Source organism: Haloplanus rubicundus (assembly GCF_003342675.1).
GTDB lineage: Archaea > Halobacteriota > Halobacteria > Halobacteriales > Haloferacaceae > Haloplanus > Haloplanus rubicundus.
In genome coordinates this window covers 847642-864830 of the sequence record NZ_CP031148.1, presented here as the reverse complement: position 1 = coordinate 864830, position 17189 = coordinate 847642, and the positions used below count along the sequence as shown (strand labels likewise).

The 17189-nt window shown below is 71.0% G+C and carries 19 protein-coding genes; 8 read left to right on the top strand and 11 right to left on the bottom strand.

Annotated elements, in window-relative coordinates; all coding sequences use genetic code 11:
• The first annotated feature begins 189 nt into the window (after positions 1-189).
• The gene (locus DU484_RS05335; RefSeq protein ID WP_114605297.1) at positions 190-381 is read left to right on the top strand and encodes a hypothetical protein; all 192 of its coding nucleotides are present in this window, start codon (positions 190-192) and stop codon (positions 379-381) included.
• 9 nt (positions 382-390) lie between these two features.
• Here DU484_RS05335 and DU484_RS05330 read toward each other — a convergent pair whose 3' ends face one another.
• From DU484_RS05330 to DU484_RS05320, 3 genes are all read right to left on the bottom strand, one after another.
• Positions 391-882 (bottom strand): peroxiredoxin family protein, encoded by a 492-nt coding sequence (locus DU484_RS05330; protein WP_114605296.1) that lies wholly within the window; start codon positions 880-882, stop codon positions 391-393.
• A 63-nt stretch (positions 883-945) separates the two neighbouring features.
• Positions 946-1659 (bottom strand): class I SAM-dependent methyltransferase, encoded by a 714-nt coding sequence (locus DU484_RS05325; RefSeq protein WP_114605295.1) that lies wholly within the window; start codon positions 1657-1659, stop codon positions 946-948.
• Entirely contained in the window at positions 1656-3062 is a 1407-nt protein-coding gene (locus tag DU484_RS05320) for a radical SAM protein (protein WP_114605294.1), read from the bottom strand. Before DU484_RS05320 ends, DU484_RS05325 begins: the two co-directional genes overlap by 4 nt.
• Positions 3063-3178: 116 nt before the next feature.
• On the opposite strand from DU484_RS05320, the gene DU484_RS05315 reads away from it, so the two are divergent.
• Both DU484_RS05315 and DU484_RS05310 read left to right on the top strand, forming a co-directional pair.
• Positions 3179-3916, top strand: a complete 738-nt coding sequence (locus DU484_RS05315) for a DUF547 domain-containing protein (RefSeq protein WP_114605293.1) — start codon at positions 3179-3181, stop codon at positions 3914-3916.
• Positions 3917-4279: 363 nt separating this feature from the next.
• The gene (locus tag DU484_RS05310; RefSeq protein WP_114585131.1) at positions 4280-4633 is read left to right on the top strand and encodes a rhodanese-like domain-containing protein; all 354 of its coding nucleotides are present in this window, start codon (positions 4280-4282) and stop codon (positions 4631-4633) included.
• Between the two features lie 29 nt (positions 4634-4662).
• On the opposite strand, the gene yciH is transcribed toward DU484_RS05310, so the two are convergent.
• The 5 genes from yciH to DU484_RS05285 form a co-directional block, all read right to left on the bottom strand.
• Positions 4663-4956 carry a stress response translation initiation inhibitor YciH gene (gene yciH, locus DU484_RS05305; protein ID WP_049935096.1) on the bottom strand — a complete coding sequence of 98 codons (294 nt, stop codon included), beginning with the start codon at positions 4954-4956 and terminating at the stop codon, positions 4663-4665.
• Between the two features lie 145 nt (positions 4957-5101).
• Positions 5102-7285: a transglutaminase TgpA family protein gene (locus tag DU484_RS05300; RefSeq protein ID WP_114605292.1), complete on the bottom strand. Its 2184-nt coding sequence runs from the start codon at positions 7283-7285 to the stop codon at positions 5102-5104.
• Positions 7282-8343, bottom strand: coding sequence for a DUF58 domain-containing protein (locus DU484_RS05295; RefSeq protein ID WP_114585129.1), 1062 nt, complete (start codon positions 8341-8343; stop codon positions 7282-7284). Before DU484_RS05295 ends, DU484_RS05300 begins: the two co-directional genes overlap by 4 nt.
• Before the next feature lies 1 nt (position 8344).
• Complete coding sequence (locus tag DU484_RS05290; RefSeq protein ID WP_114585128.1) at positions 8345-9322, bottom strand: AAA family ATPase; 978 nt, start codon at positions 9320-9322, stop codon at positions 8345-8347.
• Between the two features lie 128 nt (positions 9323-9450).
• Positions 9451-10029 carry a MaoC family dehydratase gene (locus DU484_RS05285; RefSeq protein ID WP_114585127.1) on the bottom strand — a complete coding sequence of 193 codons (579 nt, stop codon included), beginning with the start codon at positions 10027-10029 and terminating at the stop codon, positions 9451-9453.
• 211 nt (positions 10030-10240) lie between these two features.
• Here DU484_RS05285 and DU484_RS05280 point away from each other — a divergent pair, with 211 nt between their 5' ends.
• The 4 genes from DU484_RS05280 (at position 10241) to DU484_RS05265 (ending at position 14092) form a co-directional block, all read left to right on the top strand.
• Positions 10241-10732, top strand: coding sequence for a phosphate-starvation-inducible PsiE family protein (locus DU484_RS05280; RefSeq protein WP_114585126.1), 492 nt, complete (start codon positions 10241-10243; stop codon positions 10730-10732).
• Between the two features lie 121 nt (positions 10733-10853).
• Positions 10854-11750: an alpha/beta fold hydrolase gene (locus tag DU484_RS05275; protein WP_245957288.1), complete on the top strand. Its 897-nt coding sequence runs from the start codon at positions 10854-10856 to the stop codon at positions 11748-11750.
• A gap of 38 nt (positions 11751-11788) precedes the next feature.
• Positions 11789-13024: an MFS transporter gene (locus DU484_RS05270; RefSeq protein WP_114585125.1), complete on the top strand. Its 1236-nt coding sequence runs from the start codon at positions 11789-11791 to the stop codon at positions 13022-13024.
• 36 nt (positions 13025-13060) lie between these two features.
• On the top strand, positions 13061-14092 hold the full coding sequence (locus DU484_RS05265; RefSeq protein ID WP_114585124.1) for an AIR synthase family protein: 1032 nt from the start codon (positions 13061-13063) through the stop codon (positions 14090-14092).
• Here the strand turns inward: DU484_RS05265 and DU484_RS05260 are convergent.
• Positions 14044-14481, bottom strand: coding sequence for a desampylase (locus tag DU484_RS05260; RefSeq protein WP_114585123.1), 438 nt, complete (start codon positions 14479-14481; stop codon positions 14044-14046). The genes DU484_RS05265 and DU484_RS05260 overlap by 49 nt on opposite strands.
• Before the next feature lie 2 nt (positions 14482-14483).
• Positions 14484-15050: an NUDIX hydrolase gene (locus DU484_RS05255; RefSeq protein ID WP_114587167.1), complete on the bottom strand. Its 567-nt coding sequence runs from the start codon at positions 15048-15050 to the stop codon at positions 14484-14486.
• A 97-nt stretch (positions 15051-15147) separates the two neighbouring features.
• On the opposite strand from DU484_RS05255, the gene DU484_RS05250 reads away from it, so the two are divergent.
• A complete protein-coding gene (locus DU484_RS05250; protein ID WP_114605291.1) occupies positions 15148-16116 on the top strand; it encodes a hypothetical protein in 969 nt (322 codons plus the stop codon).
• 94 nt (positions 16117-16210) lie between these two features.
• Here DU484_RS05250 and DU484_RS05245 read toward each other — a convergent pair whose 3' ends face one another.
• On the bottom strand, positions 16211-17149 hold the full coding sequence (locus tag DU484_RS05245; RefSeq protein WP_114585121.1) for a CPBP family intramembrane glutamic endopeptidase: 939 nt from the start codon (positions 17147-17149) through the stop codon (positions 16211-16213).
• Between the last annotated feature and the right edge of the window lie 40 nt (positions 17150-17189).

The window sequence follows — 17189 nt, the reverse complement described above, 5'->3', positions numbered from 1 at the left end:
GCCCGGTCACGGTGGAGGCGAACAAATCCCGCGCCCGATTATCAGATCGTAGGAACGATGACGCGGGGACGTCCAGCGTTCGAGGGCGCGAGTATCACGACCGAGTTCGTCGGCCCTCGCAACCGGGGAGCCGGGAGTCGACTCGCCGGCGGGGGCAGGCTTTTGTCGACCAAACCGTAACCCCGTTCGATGTTCCCACGCAAGAAACGAAACCACGCGAAAAACGGGGCGGCGGCGGGCGCGGCCGTCGGCGCGGCCATCGGCAGTCCACTCGGGCCGGTCGGGGCAGGCATCGGCGCCGGCTTCGGCGGTGCGAGCGGGTTCATCGCGGGGACGGTGCGCGAGCGCGTCGAGTCGAAGTGCTGTCCCTGCAATAAGTAATCGTAACCGTCACGCCTCCTGAAGCGCGTCTAGTTCCGCGAGCAGGTCGTCGACCGAGGGGCGGTCGAACGTCGACCGCCCCTGGTGGACGTAGGCTATCGACGGCGGGTCGGCCCGTCTGTCGAGGATCACCACCTCGGGCATCCGCCCGAGGAAGTCGCTGAACCGCCCGAGCAGGCCGAACCGCACGGGCTGATCGTACGCGTCCGACACCTCGGCGTCCGGATCGGCCAGGAGCGGGTAGGGGAGGTCGTACCGGTCCTGCCACTCCGCGGCCCGGTCGACCGGTTCGGGGAGGATCGAGACGGGCGTCGCGTCGCGGGCACGGAAGTCGTCGATCCGCTCGGCCACGGTCTGCACCTGGCTCCGGCAGTTGGTACAGTAGTAATCGCGCTGGAAGAGGAGGACGACGAAGGCCACGTCGTCGGGGAGCGCGTTGAACGTGAACGGATCGGGACCGGGGCCGACGTTGGGCAGCGAGAACTCCTGGGCGTCGGGCATGCGTCCCCTCGGTGACGCGGACGCAATACAGTTCCGAACGGGACGGGACGGGACGCTGACGACCTACTCGGCGCGGGCGACGACGGAGACGTAACCGATACGCCCGTCGTCCACGGCGGCCTCGACGTCCTCGACGGCGGTTCGAATCCGCTCCCCGCGCTCGCCCAGCAACCCGAGCAGCGCGTCGTAGTCGACGCGTTCCTGCACTCGGTCGCGCATCGCCACCAGTTCGTCGTGGTGGTCGTGGGTCGCCCGGACGGCGAACCCCGCTTCGTCGAGCGCCGCGGTCAGGTCGCCCCGGCTCCGCGCCCCGGTGAGACAGAGCGCCGCCGCGACCCGGTCGGGGATCGCAGGCCCGTCGCCCTCGATGACCACGTCGGAGACGGCGAGTCGCCCGCCCGGACGGAGGACTCGCCGGCATTCGGCGAGCGCCGCCGGCAGGTCGGTCAGACAGAGGACACACTCGGCGAGGACGACGTCGACGGCGTCGTCGCGGACGGGAAGCGCCGTCGCGCCGCCGCGGATCGTTCGACTCGCGGCGGCATCGCTGGCCGGATCGGGGTCGAGGCCCACGGCGTCGGCGCCGCGGTCCCGCGCCAGCGAGAGGGCGTCGCCGGCGCCACAGCCCACCTCCAGCAGCCGGGTGTCGGTGCCCACGTCGGCGCGGTCGAGCAGTCGCTCGGTGGCCGCCCGTCCGCCCGGGTGGAGCGGTCCGTCGAGCAGGGTGTCGAGCGTCCGCCACGGGTCGGCGAGCGCGGCGTCGAGGAGGCCCTTCATCGGGACGCCCCGCCGTCCGTGGTCGGCTCCGTGGCTCGACCGCCGTCGACCGTCTCGCGGCCGCCCCAGCCGTTGCGGTTCCGGAGCGCGTAGTCGCCGTCCGTCGTCGTCATGTTGTAGCCACAGAAAGGGACGAGGTCGCCGTCCGTCGTCGGCACGGAGATACAGCAGTTGCTCAGGCGGTTCACGTCCGCGGCGTCGGCGTCCATGAAGCCGGTGAAGGAGACGGCCACCACCTCGTCGAACAGGTCGGCGACGCCGCCCGCGTCGACGCCACAGCAGCTGGCTGTCTTGCAGGCCCACTTCTGTCCGGCCGCCGTCCCGGCGAGCAGTTCCATGTAGTCGCCCTCGTCGACCAGGCCGGAGAGGGTGTCCCACAGGCGGTCGTCGACGAACTGGGTGAGGGGGACGAAGGGGAAGTCGTCGCCGTCGGCTCCACGGCCGTCGTCGCTATCCTCGCCAACGTCGGCCTCCCGTGGCACGAACGCGGTCCCGATCTGACAGTACGCCGAACAGCAGGGCGCGGGGAGCATGTCGCGGGGGTCGAGCGATTCGATCTGCTCGGCTAGCTGTCGCGTGGCGTCGTCGATGGCGTACCGCCCCTCGTGCTGGTCGTAGCGGCCGAAGTGGGCCACCGGCTGGAAGTTGACCGAGCGGATCACGTCGCGGTTGTCGAGCGCGAACCGGACGATATCGCCCATTTCGTCGTCGTTGACGCCGGGGACGACGGTCGGGACGAGGACCACAGGGAGGTCGGCCGCCCGGCAGGCGTCGATGGCGTCCCGCTTCTCGTCGACGAGGTCGACCCCGCGGATGCGCTCGTAAGTGTCGACGGTCAGGCCGTCGAACTGGAGGTAGATCGCGGTCACGCCGGCGTCGGCGAGCGTCCGCGCGTAGCCGTCCTCGGTCGCCAGCCGAGTCCCGTTGGTGTTGACCTCGACGTGGTCGATGCCCCGGTCCCGGGCGCGGGTGACGAGTTCGGGGAGGTCGTCACGGACCGTCGGCTCGCCGCCGGAGAACTGGATGGGACGACCGCCCGCCTCGACCACGGTGTCGAGGAGGGCGTCGATTTCGGCCGTCGACCGGCCCTCGCCGCCGGGGCCGGAACTCGCGAAGCAGAACGAACACGAGAGGTTGCAGTCGTCGGTCACCTCGACGACTGCGAGGCAGGCGTGGTCGGGATCGACGGTCAGGTCGCCGCCGTCGTGTTCCGGGTCGGGGCCGAACTCCGCGGCCCACTCCCAGTGGTCGAACGATCCCCAGACCTGACGGCTGACGCTCCCGTGATCGGGGCACTCGCGCGTGAGGAAGACCCCCTCCGCTCGCCGTTCGTATCGTCCCGGCACGGGCTCCAGACAGTCGGGACAGAGACTCGTCGTCGTGGCGAGTTCGTCGGATGACACGTTCGGTGTGAGCACACCACACGCAAAAGGGTGTCGTGGCTGTGCGCGACCGCCGATGGACGGGCCGCGTGCCGAAGCGCCAAACGCTTTTTCCCGGCCGGCGCGGAGCGGGAGCCATGGATGCGGCCGGGGTGGGGACGGACGTTGGCGACGACTCGCCGACGGCACTCGCACGGGGGCTACTCCTCGCCTGCAAGCGGGGGGAGCCGACGGAGCGGTATCTCGCGGCGCTCGCGGCCCTCGACGACGACGACCTGCGGCGGGTGCGGACGGATCGAGCGACCGCCCTCGCGTTCTGGCTGAACTGTTACAACGCGGGCACTCAGTTGCTCCTCGACGAACAGCCGGAGCGATACGAGAGCCCGCTGCGGTTCGTCAGGTTCTTCGGCCGACCGGCGCTCACGGTCGCCGGAGCCCGGCTCTCGCTCGACCGCATCGAGAACGGAGTGCTCCGCGGCGGCCGTTCGAAGTACGGACTGGGCTATCTCCCGAAACTCCTCGTCACGTCGTTCGAGCGCCGCTACCGGCTCCCGGCCTGTGACCCCAGAATACATTTCGCGTTGAACTGCGGGGCCGAGAGCTGTCCGGCGATCAGGGCGTACGACCCCGCGTCCGTCGACGACCAGCTTGACCTGTCGACCCGGACGTATCTCGACGCCACCGTCACCTACGACGCCGACCGGGACGTCGTCCGCGTCCCGCGGGTGTGCCTGTGGTTCCGCGGCGACTTCGGTGGCGGGACGGGGATCAGGCGGCTCCTCCGGACCCACGGGGTGGTCCCCGAGGACGCGACGCCGTCGCTCCGGTACCGGGCGTGGGACTGGTCGAAGGCGCCCGGGAAGTTCGTGGACTGATTGGCCGCGTCGGTCCGGACGCCGACGGGACTCGTCCGGGCGCAGTCGACCGGTTTCGAACGCCAACGAATCCGATCAACGGCTGATTGAACGTCGAAGCCGGCCAATCGAACGGAGTTCAGTTACGGATTGGGACCGGGTAAAGAGATTAATACAAAGGGAAATACGAGGGCACGAATCCCCAATGTCGACGCAGGGGACCGACGCGACGGCGGGAGCACTCTCGTCGCCGCCGACGGTCCGTCTCATCACCGCGGCCGGCACGTAATCGGGGCGTCGCCGCCAACGATCCTTTCGGAGGCGTCGGGCCACCTCCAAGGGCGAGACCCGGACGCTTATTCACCCGACGCCCCTTGGACGGGTATGGACGGCGAAATTTCGGTCGAGGAGGTCGAAGCGCTGCTGGACGACGAGGACCGCCCACGCATCGTCGACATCCGGTCGCCGGGCGAGTTCGCCCGCGGGCACATCCCCGGCAGCGAGAACGTGCCGTTCGGCGAACTGCCGAATCGCGTCGAGGAGTTCGCCGACGCCGACCACATCGTCACCGTCTGTCCGCACGGCAAGGCGAGCGTCCAAGCCGCCCGACTCATCGGCTCCTACGAGGGGACGAAGGACGCACGCGTCGAGAGCATGGCTGGCGGACTGGACGCGTGGGGTGGCGACCTCGAAGCCGAAGCCGAAGACGACGGCGAGGCTCCGGAGTCGCCGTTCTAAAAAAATCGCTCGACGAGCGGGTGGCTAGATCACGCGACGTTGAACCCTTTATCGCGGAGGAAATCCTCCACGCGGCCGAGGTGGTTCCCCTGGAGTTCGATCGAGCCGTCCTCGACGGTTCCGCCGCAGGCGAACTTCGACTTCAGGTCCGACGACAGGCTGTCCATGTCGACGTCTTTCGGATCGAACCCTTCGATGATCGTTACCTCCTTCCCGTAACGGCGCTCGTCGATGCGGATGTTGATCTCCTGAGACTCCTTGGCCACGTCCTCGCAGACGCAGAGTTCCTCAGGGAGCCCGCACGTCGAGCAGACTTCCGACATTACAGCGTAAAGCTACTGGATGGGGCTATTAAACAGTGTCGGGATGCCGGGCGGGGTGCGGTTCGGACGGATCGTCGTCGGTCAGTACTGGCGGTCGCCAGGGCAGTCGTCGGCGACGGTCGGTGAACAGTGGCGACGGTCCGTCTCACCCGACGAACGGCCGCGTCGGCAGGGTCCGTTCCCGAACCAGTTCGCCGACGGCGTCGGCCGCGTCGTCGGCGGCCACCCGATCCACCCCGTCGCCGTACCGGGCGCGTTCGTACGTGGCGAGGACGCGGGCCGCGCGGCCGTCGTCGGTCACGCTCCGGACGAACGCCCGCGGCGTCTCGCCGGGGCGGCGCGGGCGCTCCTGCCGTTCGAGCAGGTAGACGAGACGCTCGAACGCCCGCACGGCGTCGGCGTCGGGGTCCCGTCGCGGCCCACGCCGGCGGAGCCACACCGCCCGAACCACGCGGCCGCCGGCGCCGGTGCGACGGACGGCGGCCCCGACGCCGACGAGGACGATACCCCAGAACGCGAGCGTCTCGGTCGACGGGAGTTCGTACCCGTCGTCGATCGTCGTCCGCTGCGGGACCGTGCCGCCGACGGCGCCCGAATCGCCGGTGCCGAACGACACGTTCCCCGTGGGCGCCTGTGCCGTGTCGGTGACGGCCGTCCCGTCGCCGCCGGTCGGCGTCGGCGTCGGCGTCGACGACCCGGAGTTCTCGGTGTCGACGCCGGGTTCGCCGCTCTGTCGGGCCTCGGAGAGGCGGGCGCGCTCCGCGGACTCCCGGGGACTGGCGGGCGTCGGATCGAAGCGGACCCAGCCCTCGTCGGGGACGTACACCTGCACCCACGCGTGGGAGTCGAGACCGCGGACGACGAACTCGCCGTCGACGCGTTCGCCGGGCGTGTAGCCGGTGACGAACCGTGCGGGGACGCCCTCGGCGCGGAGCATCGTCACCATCGTCGTCGCGAAGTAGGTGCAGTAGCCGGCGTCCATCTCGAAGAGGAAGGCATCGGCCACGTCGCCTTCGGGTCGCTCGACGGTCAGCGAGTAGCGCTTGCTCGACTCCAGATGCGCCTCGATAGCGAGCGCCTTCTCGTACGGCGTCTCGGCGTCCGCGGCGGCCGTCACGTTCGCCGCCCGTGCCCCGACCCGGTCCGGCGTCGACGCGGGGAGTTGCGTGTACCGCTCGACGACCCCCTCCGGGTAGTCGGTGCCGGCGGACCGGAGTTCCTCCGGCGGGGCGTCGACGACGCGACTCGTCACCGTGTACGACTCGCCGGGGTCGAGGGTCGTCGTCGGGCGGACGCTCCCCTGGGACGTGACGCGGATGCGGTTGGCCAGGAGTCCCTCGACCCGGACCGGACGCCACGCCGCCGGCATCGCCCCGAGTTCCGTCTCGGCGGTGACGGTCTGCCCGAGTGCCCGCCCGCCGCCCGGTGGGCCGCGTAACCGCCCGACGTACGGGTCGGTGTCGCCGGAGCGCACCCACCCCGAGCCGGTGTAGCGGTCGTACGTCGCCGTCGTCCAGTACGACTCCGTGGGACTCTGGACCGTGAACTGCACCTGCGGCGAGAGGCGGATGGTGCCGACGACCCGAACGTTGTCGCCGGAGTCGACGAAACTCGCCACGCCGGTCGGCGAGGTGCGGTCCGGCAGGACCGGTCCCGTCCGCGTCGTCGGCGCGATGGAGAGCGTCGCCGCGACCACCACCATCGCCACGAGGAGGATGACGAGCGTGTCCACCTGCGCGCCCGTTCCCCCGTAGCGGTCGAGCGTCCCGAAGCCGACGACGCCGGCGGCGCCGACGACCCCCGCGAGCGTCGTGTACGTCCCGGCGTCGCCGGTCAGAACGAGGAACCCGAGCGCCGCGCCGCCGACGACGACGCTCCCGACGTAGCGCCGGCGGACCGCCAGATACCACGAGAGGAAGACGGGGGCGGGCGCAATCGACAGCGCCCAGACGTTCGCCTGCGTCAGCCGAAGCACCGACAGCCCGGTGAGCAGGGCGACCGTATCGGAGAGCAGTCGAGGCGGTGAGATGAGCGCCCGCTGGCTCGCGGGCACCGAGAGGAAATAGACCGTCACGCCGCCGCCGAGGAGCAGGAGCGTCAGAAACACCGCCGTCCGCACCCGGAGCACCCGACCGACGACGACGGCGAGCGTCGCCGATCCGAGAAGCACCGCCAGCATGAGTCGCGCGCCGCCGACCACGTCCGTCACGTGATAGAGGACCCGACCGTAGGAGACGGTGAGGGCGGCGAGAGCGGCGAACGTGACGAGTCGGAACTCCGCGGTGAGGGTGACCGGCAAGAGGCGGGACCGCTCGGTGTCGGCGCTCACGCGACCACCTCCAGCGTGGCGTCGGCCGCGCGGGCGTGACCGTCGCTCTCGTCGTCACCGTCCAACCCCAGCGACCGACGCCGCCCGGGATCGAACGCCAGCGTCTCACCGTCGATACGGAGCGTCGTCCGGGCGTCGCCAGCCGAGCGCTCCTCGTCCGGGACACCCGCGTGGACGACGACGTCGGCGTCGCGGTCGGTCACGTGACCGGCGCCGACGCGGGCGAGGTGGGTGAGCAGGCGGTCGGTCTCACCCGGCGTCAGCGTCACCCGGCCGGTAGGCGTGACGAGGGCGACGGACGCCCCCTCGGCGAGGAGGGCGTAGCCGACGGTGGCGGCCGCCTCGGCCATCCGGTCGGCGTGCCCCGAGTCGGCGCTCGCTGCCACCGTCACCGTCGGCACGTCGCCGTCGTCGACGAACTCCTGGACGACGAGGTCGTCGCGCTTCGCGCTCGACTTCCAGTGGACGTCGCGAAGCGAGTCGCTCCGAGTGTACTCACGGAGGTGGTCGAAGGCACCGCGTTCGGCGGCGGCGGCGGGGGTCGACAGCGCCCGCAACCGTTCGGCGACGGGCGTCGAGGGGTGGTAGACGCGGGGGTAGACGAGCACCGACGCTCGGCCCTCGGTCACGAAGGTGCGCCGCGCGAGGCCGAGGACGTCCCGCGCGTGGACGACCGCCGGGCCAAGTTCGTGGACCCCACGGTCCCGGTAGGTCACCGCGTAAGTGAGGGGGTCGCCGCCGACGAGGACGGTCCCCCGCGCGTCGCCGTCGAGACCCGGCGGGAGGCGGTCCTCGACCGTGGCGGTGGTGGGCGTCTCGGCCGTCAGGGCGAGCGAGACGGTGCCCGTCGATCCGGGGTCGCCGGGGGGCGGCGTGGTGCGGTGGACCTGCGGCGAATCGAGAACGGCGAGTTGGACGCCCGCGGCGACGACGGCGACGGCGACGGGCAAGACGACGGCATCGAGCGACCGCGGCCCGAAGGTGTGGCTCATGGCGACGGCGACGGCCGCGACGGCGACGGCGGCGAGACCGCGTCGCGTCGGTCGAATCCCGCGCATCTCACTCGACCGGGACCGCCCCCAGCGCGGCCTCGACGACGACCGAGCCGGCGCGGTCCGCGTCGATGCGGTGGCTCCAGACGCTCGGTGCCTCGGTCTGGACGTCGTCGGGAATCACGTAGTCGCGGCCGTCGAGGACGGCCCGCGCCTGCCCGGCGCGGACGAGGGCGATGGCGCCCCGCGGGCTGACGCCGAGGGCCGCGTTCTCGCGAGTGTGGGCCGCCAGCCGCGAGACGTATCGGCGGACGGGTTCGCTCAGCGTGACGTTCGCCACCGTCGCGCGGGCGCCGCGCAGGTCGTCGAGAGTCGCGACCGGCTCCAGCGAGTCGATGGGGTGTTCGCCCGCCACCCGCTGGAGCAGCGCCGTCTCCTCGTCCTCGCTCGGGTAGCCGAGGCGGAGTTTCTTCATGAAGCGGTCGATCTCCGCCATCGGCAGATCGTAGGTGCGGCCGGGCTCCACGTCGTTCTGCGTCGCGATGACGGTGAAGGGGTTCGGGAGGGCACGCGTCTCGCCGTCGACGGTCACCTGCTCTTCGGCCATCGCCTCTAGCAGGGCGGCCTGGGTCTTCGGCGGCGCACGGTTGATCTCGTCGCCGAGGACGACGTTCGCGAAGAGGGGGCCGGAACGGAACTCGAACTCCCGGGTCTTCTGGTTGAACACGTTGACGCCCGTCACGTCCGAGGGGAGGAGGTCGGGCGTGAACTGGACGCGCTTGAACGAGCAGTCGACGGAGGTGGCGACGGCCCGGCCCAGCACCGTCTTGCCGACGCCGGGCACGTCTTCGAGGAGGAGGTGGCCGCGGGCGAGCATCGCGACGAGGATGTGCTCGACGGCGTCGTGTTGGCCGACGATCACCTCCTCGACGTTCTCGATGATGCGGTCGGTGAGCGTCGCGGCCGCCGACACCGACAGCGGGGCGTGGCCGTCCGTCGCCTCGATGTCGTCGGATTCCGGTTGCGGGGTCCCTGCGTCCGTCATGGATTGAGTCGAGCCGACGGCGTCAGGACGGCTGGCCGGCGGCGAGTTGGTGCCTCTAACGCCCCGACGCACCTATACTTTCGGCCGACCGGCGACGGCGACGCACACGAACGGGACGGCCCCACGGCCTAGTCGAGATCGGCCGGCTGGGTCCCCACGCCCGCCGGCCACCCCGTGGGCGCGGCGGCCGACGGCTCGGCGGCCGCCCGCTTCAGCACCATCGGCGTCCGCTCCAGCGAGAGGACGAGTTCATCGTCCTGGTTGTACGCGCGCAGTTCGGTGGTGACGATGCCGACGTGGTCGCGGGAGTCGCTCTCGCGTTTGTCGAGCACCTCGCTCTCGGCGAAGATGGTGTCGCCGTGGAACACCGGCGCGTGGTGGCGTACGTCGTCGTAGCCGAGGTTGGCCGTCGCGTTCGCGGAGATATCGACGACGCTCATCCCGACGGCGAGCGCGATGACGAACGTACCGTCGACGAGACGCTCGCCGAACTCCGTCCCGGCGGCGTACGCCTCGTTGAAGTGCATCGGATTGACGTTCATCGTCAGGTTCGTGAACCAGACGTTGTCCGTCTCGGTGACCGTCCGGCCGTAGGGGTGCTTGTAGATGTCGCCGACGGCGAAATCCTCGAAAAAGCGCCCCTGCCAGCCGCTGACCAGTCGTCGCTCCGGGCTGTCGTCCGAATTCGCCGTGGTGTCGTCGGTCATCGTGGTGACGGGTGGTAGTAGCGTACGCTATAGTAGCGTTTGGGCCCGGGGTCGCCAATCGCACGACTCCGGGGCGTCCACCGACGGACAGCCCACAATACGTCCGGAGACTCTTCCGGTGGGACGCCGAGCGGCTGGACGCCCCCCGATTTTTACTGTGGGATCACGTACGTCGTTACGTGGCACGGGACCGATACGGAGACGATATCGGATGACCGACGACGGAGAGGCACCAGCCGAGCCCGAGGGGCGCGACAGACCGTCGCCGGGTCGCGTCGCCAACGTGACCAACCGGTTCATCCACGCGGCCGAACTCGTCGCCGCCGCGGTGTTCGCGCTCCTGTTCGCCATCGGCGTCGTCGACCTCATCATCCAGATCGTGGGAGCAGTCCAGAGCGGTCGGATCACCGACCCGCTCGTCGTCATCGGCTTCATCGACACCGGCCTCCTCCTGCTCATCATCGTCGAGGTGTACGAGACGGTCATCGCGTACACCGAAGAGAGCGAGACGCGACGGATCGTCCGGCTAGTCATCTACACCGGCGTCATCGCGATGGTGCGAAAGACGATCATCTTCCGGACCGGCGAGTACGCGACCACACAGGACGCCCTGTTGGCCGCATTGGCGTACACCACCCTCATCCTCGGACTGGTCGGACTGCTCCTCGTCGAACGGGGCCACGGGCAGAAACTCATGAGCTGAGACGAGTTGCTGTTAGTCGGTACCGGTGGGTCACCGGAACGGGTCGGCGAACCACCGGGACACAGGTACAGCAATCCGTACGACGCCGGCCTATTTTGTGATCGCGGCCGTACCTCCGGACGTGTCCACCGACCCCGCCCGCCCCCGTCCGTCCGAAGGCGCGTCGACCGTCGTCGAGACGAACGGCGTCCGTCTGCACGTCGTCAGCCTCGGTCCCGAAGACGGCCCGCCGGTCGTCTGCCTCCACGGCTTCCCCGAGTTCTGGTACGGCTGGCTCCCCGTCGCGCGCCGCCTCGCCGACGCGGGCTATCGCGTGCTCGTCCCGGATCAGCGCGGCTACAACGAGAGCGAAAAGCCGTCGGGCGTCGCCGCCTACCGCCTACCGACGCTCGCGGCCGACATCGCGGGGTTGATCGACGCGGTCGGCGAGGACGCCGCGCACGTCGTCGGCCACGACTGGGGCGCCGCCGTGGCGTGGTGGCTGGCGCTCGACGAACCGGAGCGGGTCGAGACGCTGACGGCCGTGAACGTCCCGCATCCGACGGTCATGACCCGGACGCTCCGCCGGTCGTGGGACCAGCGCCGGCGGAGCTGGTATATGGGGTTCTTTCAGGTGCCCCGCCTGCCCGAATTCGTCGCTCGCGCCGGCAACTGGCGGCTCTTCGAGCGGACGATGCGCGCGTCGAGTCGGCCGGGGACGTTCGACGCCGCGGACTTCGAGCGCTACCGGGCGGCGTGGGGGAAGCCGGGCGCGGCCACGGCGATGGTGAACTGGTACCGGGCGGCCGCGCGCCACCCGCTCCCGGAGCGCACCGATCCGGTCGAGCCGCCGACGCTCGTGCTGTGGGGGACGGGCGACGACTTCCTCCGGACCGAGATGGCGCGGGAGAGCGTCGCGTACTGCCGTAACGGGCGGGCCGTCCTCGTCGACGACGCGACCCACTGGATACACCACGAGCGGCCGGACCGCGTCGTCGAGGGCCTGCGAGAGGGGTTCGCGCGCGGGTCGACGCCGTAGAAGGGAAGCCTCAAATCCGGCCGCCGTTTGCGGGGGACGTGGGCCTCGCAACGAGACTCGTCGGCGACGACGCGGACGTGGTGGCCGACCCGCGATTTCGGGTGATCCTCCTCGGCAGCGTCGTCTCCCCGATGGGCGCGTCGCTCGTCTCGCCGCTGCTCGACTCGCTCGTCGGCGTCTACGGCGTGAGCGAGGCGCGTATCGGCCTCGTGATGGCGGCGTTCACCGCGCCGGCCATCGTCGCCATCCCGCTCGTGGGGCTGGTGTCGGATCGCTACGGGCGCAAGCCCGTCCTCACCGCAGGGCTGGCGACGTTCGGCGCGGCCGGTGCTGCGCTCGCGTTCACGGCCGACTTCCGGACGGTCCTCGCACTCCGACTCCTGCAGGGTATCGGCTTCACGGGCATCGCGCCCGTCCTCATCGCCGCCACGGGCGACCTCTTCACCGGCGACCGGGAGGCGACGGCACAGGGCGTTCGCTTCACCACCGTCGGCCTCTCGCTCGCCCTCGTGCCCGTCCTCGCGGGCCTGCTCGTCGCGCTCGCGTGGCAGTACCCCTTCACACTCTTCGCGCTCGGCTTGCCGGCGGCCGCCGTCGTCCACGTCTACTTCGAGGAGCCGGCGACGGCGACGAACGGCGGGGACTCCGCCCGGAACGTTCGCCGGCTTGGGGCCGCGCTCCGCCGGCCGCGGCTGGGGCTCGTCCTCCTCGGCCGGACCGTCCCCTCGGTGCTCTGGTTCGGCTTCCTGACGTACAACTCGATCGTCGTCGTCCGGTTTCTGGACGGCTCGCCCGGCGCGGCGGGCGCGCTCGTCGGCGTCGCCAGCGTGGCGAGTTCGATCGGTGGCACGCAGGTCGGACGGCTCACGGCCGCCTTCGAGACGCGGCGCGTGCCGCTCCTCGCGGGCACGGCCGCCTCGGGACTCGGCCTCGCGGGCGTCGCGCTCGCGCCGTCGCTCCCCGTCGCCGGCGTCGGCGCCGTCGTCGTCGGGGCGGGCTTCGGCGTCGTCCTGACACTCTATCGAAGCACCATCTCGACGCTCGCGCCCGACGACCTCCGGGGGTCGCTGGTCAGCCTCGGCGAGTCCGCCGGCCGACTCGGCAGCACGCTCACGCCCGTCGCCATGGGCGGCGCCGTCGCGCTCGCGACCCCCCGCTACGGCTTCGAGGCCGCGGTCCGGGGGACGCTCCTCGGCGTCGTCGGCTGTGGCGTCGCCGTCGGCGTCGTCGCCGTCGTGCTGGCCGACCGACACGCCGACCTCACGGCCGACTAACGCTACGCCTTTACTCTGTCGGGAGCGAGCGACGGTATGCCCGATCTCGGCAAGATCGACCGCGAGTTCTTCGAGACGCACGTCCGCCCGCGGCTGGGCGCCGACCGCGACGACGTGCGCCTCGGCCCGACGCCGGGCGTCGACTTCGGCTGCCTCGATATCGGCGGCCGCGCCGTCGCCATCGCGACCGATCCCGTCTCGATCCTGCCCCCACTCGGCTTCGAACGCGCCGGCCGGTTCGCCCTCGACGTGGTGCTCGCGGACGTGGCCGTCAGCGGTCTCTCCCCCTCCCACCTCGCCGTCTCCTTCTCGCTCCCGCCCGGGATGGCCGACGACGAGTTCGCGGCGGTGTGGGAGGGGATGCACGCCGAGGCGGCCGACCTCGGCGTGAGCGTCGTCACCGGCCACACCGCCCGGTACGAGGGCTGTTCGTTCCCGTGGGTGGGCGGGGCGACGGCGCTCGCCGTCGGGAATCGGGAGGACGTGATCCGCCCCGACGGCGCCCGCCCCGGCGACGACCTGGTGGTGACGAACGGCCCGGCCGTCGAGACGACCGGGTTGTTGACGACGCTCTTTCCCGATCGGATCGACCTCGATCCGGACACCCTGCGGACGGCGCAGGCCCGCCTCGACGAGGCGAGTTGCGTCCGCGACGCGATGACTGTGGCCGCGGCGGGACCGGTGACGGCGATGCACGACGCCACCGAGGGCGGCCTCCACGGCGCGTTCGTCGAGATGGCGACCGGCGCGGGCGTCCGGTTCGAAATCGAGCGCGACCGGGTGCCGATCCGGCCGGGCGTCGCGGAAACCTGTGCCGCCCTCGATATCGACCCCTGGACCGCCACGGCGTCGGGGTCGCTCGTCCTGACGGTCGATCCCGAGGGAACCGAGACGGTGCTCGCGGCGCTCTCCGACCGAGGTACGCCCGCGGCGCGCGTCGGGCGCGTGACCGACGGCGAGGGCGTCCACGTCGACGGCGAAGAGATCACGGCGCCGTCGGTGGACGCGTCGTGGGCGGCTTACTCGGAACTCTCGACGGGGAGTTCGACGAATCCGTCGTCGACGTAGCGGTAGGCACGGATCGAATCGGGCGGCGAGACGATGCAGTAGACGTAGCCGGACCACGTCGCCCGCGCCCGGTCCGTGGCACTGGGAACGGCCTCGCTCTCGGGGTGGGAGTGATAGAAGCCGATGGCGTCGTCGCCGCGGTCCTCGACCCGGTCGATGGCCGCCATCGTCGCCGCGGGGTCGAGTTCGTACTCGGTGCGCGGGTGGGCGGCGACGTTCGGGACGCGCCGGGTCGCCGTCACGCGGTCCGGGGGGCCGCGCTCGCCGGCGAGGACGCCACAGATTTCGGCCGGCGGGTCGCGGTCGGCCCCCTCGCGGGCGTGGTCGAGGAGAGCGTCCCGGACGCCGGGGGCGAGGACGAGGGCGTCGTCGGAGTCGGCGGCGGCCACGATCAGTCGAAGTCGCGGCGCATCGCGATTTCGAACCACGGGCAGAGGCGGAGCTGCCGGTACGACTGCGGGTTCTCGTGGAGGTGGTCGTAGTGGACCCAGAGCCGGCCGGCGATCTCCTCCGGGTTGGGGTCGAGCGTCGCGTCGTCGAGTGTCACCTTCAGGACGGCACACACCTCCCACTCCAGTCCCGCGTTCTCGTAGTAGCGTTTGTACTCGAACTTGTCCGTGACGCGGAGGTCGCTGTACTGGTCGGACGTGACGCCGAGTTCGTCGACCAGGCGCTGGCGACAGGCCTCCTTCTGGGTCTGTCCCGGTCGGGGGTGGGAGGCGACGGTCCCGTCCCAGTGGGTGTCCCAGAGTCGTTTGTTCGGCGCCCGCTGGCCGAGCAGGATCCGCCCCTCGCCGTCGAAGACGAGCGCGGTGAACGCGCGGTGGCGAACCCCGTCGCCCGTGTGGGCGTCGAGGCGGTTGACGGTGCCCTGCTCCTGGTCGTCGGCGTCGACGGCGATGACCTCCTGTGCGGCGTTGGGGTGACTGCCGGCGTCGCCGCCCTCGTTCGGGCTCATGTCCGACCCGTCGGCGGGAGGGCTAATGGTGTCTTCGATGCGGGCGCCGTCGAGCGGGGTCGAACCCACTAAACGTCAGCCCGTCGAACGCCCGGTGATGAGCGACGACCGACGGGCGTTCGACCTCTCGACCGTCCGCAGGCGGGCCGAGGAACGAACGGAGACCGACGTGGACAGGGTGCTGACGGCCATCGAGGACCGTGCCGACGACGGCCGAATCACGGCCGACGCCTTCGCGGACTGGCACCGCGCGTGTCGGGACCACTACCGGTCGACGGCCGCGGACGTGGACGACGCCGAGTCGCGGTTCGAGGCACTTCTGGACTCGATCCGGCCGGCCGAGCGCGAGACCAATCAGGTCCGCGCGCGGATCGAGGAGTACGAGTCGCAGATCGACGCGATGCGGTCGGCGCTCTCGACGACCGCCGACCGACTGGACGCCACGCCGGAGCGGCCGGACTCGCCCGCCGCGGCGTTCGAGGCGGCCGCGCAACTGCGCCGAGCCGGGCGGGTCGTCCACGAAGTCGCCCACAGCCACCACCACGTCGAGGAGGGGCTCGACGCGTTCGAGACGTGGCTCGACGACCCCGCGACGCGCATCGACGACTTCGGCGACGAAATCGGCGGGTTCGAGCGGTATCTCGACAACACGGAGGGACTCCTCGACCGACTCGAATCGGACGATTCCGACGGGTTCGAGCCGTTCGACGCGTGGCTCTCCGCCTACCACCTCCAGCGGATGATGGCGCTCGTCTTCGACGAACTCCGCGCCGACATGGCGGAACTCGAAACCTGGCTGGAGCGACAGGACGGGCACTACGACGACGACCTGTCGGCGCTCCGGGACCGCCTCGACGCCTTAGAGACGCGCCACGAGACGTGTTCGGAGCGCCTCGACGCCGCCGCGGCGGACATCGAGGAGTTCGAGTCGAAACGCGCCGCAGTCGCCGACTCGCTCGACCGCTTCGAGGCGGCGCTCGACGAGCACGAACCCCCGGTCGACTGGGAGGCGGTGGAGGAGTTGGTGCAGTCGCAGTTCGACGAGCTAGGGATTCAGGGACGGTAGGGTTCCGTCCCGCGTCGACCCATCCCCGTCGTCCGGATGCGCTTCGGCGAGGGGTCGGCCCATCCCCGTCGTCCGGATGCGCTTCGGCGAGGGGTCAGCCCATCCCCGTCGCCGACAGATACTGCGCGCCGAACAGCACGGTGTTGTAGAGACCGTGAACGACGGCCGGAACGACGAGGTTCCGGCTCCGCTCGTAGAGGTAGCCGAGGACGAGACCGAGCGTCGCGGCCACGGTGACGTAGGGGATTCGCGAGCCGCCACCGCCGGTGAGCGCGATCCAGTGAACGAGACCGAAGAGGACGCTCGCGACGACGATGGCGACCGAGGGGCCCCACGTCCGCCGGAGGATGCCCTGGACGCCACCGCGGAAGACGAGTTCCTCGAAGGGACCGACCAGCAGGATGGCGACGGGGATCATATAGAGGAAGTAGCGGGGGTCCTGCTGGCCGGTGACGACGACCTGGTTCTGGGCGACCGAGATGCCGAGGACGGTCAGCAGGCGGGCGATGGCGATCTGGGCGAGGACGAGGGCGACGACGCCGACGGCGATCAGGCCGACGGTCCGGAGCGTCGGGACGCGAACCTCGACGAGGTCCCAGTCGCGGGTGACGAGGAGGTAGCCGCCGACGCCGACGCCGAAGCCGAGAAACTGGAGGACGGCGGCGACGACCCGAAATTCGAGGGTGTCGCGAACGACGACGCCCGCGGCGACGAGGGCGTTCGCGCCGAGGCCGACGACGGCCGTCGCACAGAGGAAGGCGCCGACGATCAGGAGGACGCCCTTGAACAGGTCGCGGGTACGCGCCCCGATGGGCGCCCGGACCCGGGTCGCGTCGGCCGGCAGCTCGCCGATCCGCTCCCGGACGGCGTAGTAGCCGACGGCGCCGAGGACGCCGAGAACGAGCGTGCCGGCGGCGAGGGCGAGCGGCCGGTGGTGGCCCCGGAGCGACGCGTCCTGATGGACGAGCGTCGCGAGCACCAGCCCGCCGAGCAGGTGGAGCATCGCCGCGGGGGCGAGGATGTCGCTGACCATGGAGGGAAGAGTCGCCCCGGAAGTAAGAATCAGTCGGATC

Excerpts from the sequence above, each read along its gene's own strand:
- DU484_RS05335 (WP_114605297.1), top strand. The coding sequence starts at position 190 with ATGTTCCCACGCAAGAAACGAAACCACGCGAAAAACGGGGCGGCGGCG.
- DU484_RS05330 (WP_114605296.1), bottom strand. The coding sequence starts at position 882 with ATGCCCGACGCCCAGGAGTTCTCGCTGCCCAACGTCGGCCCCGGTCCC.
- DU484_RS05325 (WP_114605295.1), bottom strand. The coding sequence starts at position 1,659 with ATGAAGGGCCTCCTCGACGCCGCGCTCGCCGACCCGTGGCGGACGCTC.
- DU484_RS05315 (WP_114605293.1), top strand. The coding sequence starts at position 3,179 with ATGGATGCGGCCGGGGTGGGGACGGACGTTGGCGACGACTCGCCGACG.
- DU484_RS05310 (WP_114585131.1), top strand. The coding sequence starts at position 4,280 with ATGGACGGCGAAATTTCGGTCGAGGAGGTCGAAGCGCTGCTGGACGAC.
- yciH (WP_049935096.1), bottom strand. The coding sequence starts at position 4,956 with ATGTCGGAAGTCTGCTCGACGTGCGGGCTCCCTGAGGAACTCTGCGTC.
- DU484_RS05295 (WP_114585129.1), bottom strand. The coding sequence starts at position 8,343 with ATGCGCGGGATTCGACCGACGCGACGCGGTCTCGCCGCCGTCGCCGTC.
- DU484_RS05290 (WP_114585128.1), bottom strand. The coding sequence starts at position 9,322 with ATGACGGACGCAGGGACCCCGCAACCGGAATCCGACGACATCGAGGCG.
- DU484_RS05285 (WP_114585127.1), bottom strand. The coding sequence starts at position 10,029 with ATGACCGACGACACCACGGCGAATTCGGACGACAGCCCGGAGCGACGA.
- DU484_RS05280 (WP_114585126.1), top strand. The coding sequence starts at position 10,241 with ATGACCGACGACGGAGAGGCACCAGCCGAGCCCGAGGGGCGCGACAGA.
- DU484_RS05265 (WP_114585124.1), top strand. The coding sequence starts at position 13,061 with ATGCCCGATCTCGGCAAGATCGACCGCGAGTTCTTCGAGACGCACGTC.
- DU484_RS05255 (WP_114587167.1), bottom strand. The coding sequence starts at position 15,050 with ATGAGCCCGAACGAGGGCGGCGACGCCGGCAGTCACCCCAACGCCGCA.
- DU484_RS05250 (WP_114605291.1), top strand. The coding sequence starts at position 15,148 with ATGAGCGACGACCGACGGGCGTTCGACCTCTCGACCGTCCGCAGGCGG.
- DU484_RS05245 (WP_114585121.1), bottom strand. The coding sequence starts at position 17,149 with ATGGTCAGCGACATCCTCGCCCCCGCGGCGATGCTCCACCTGCTCGGC.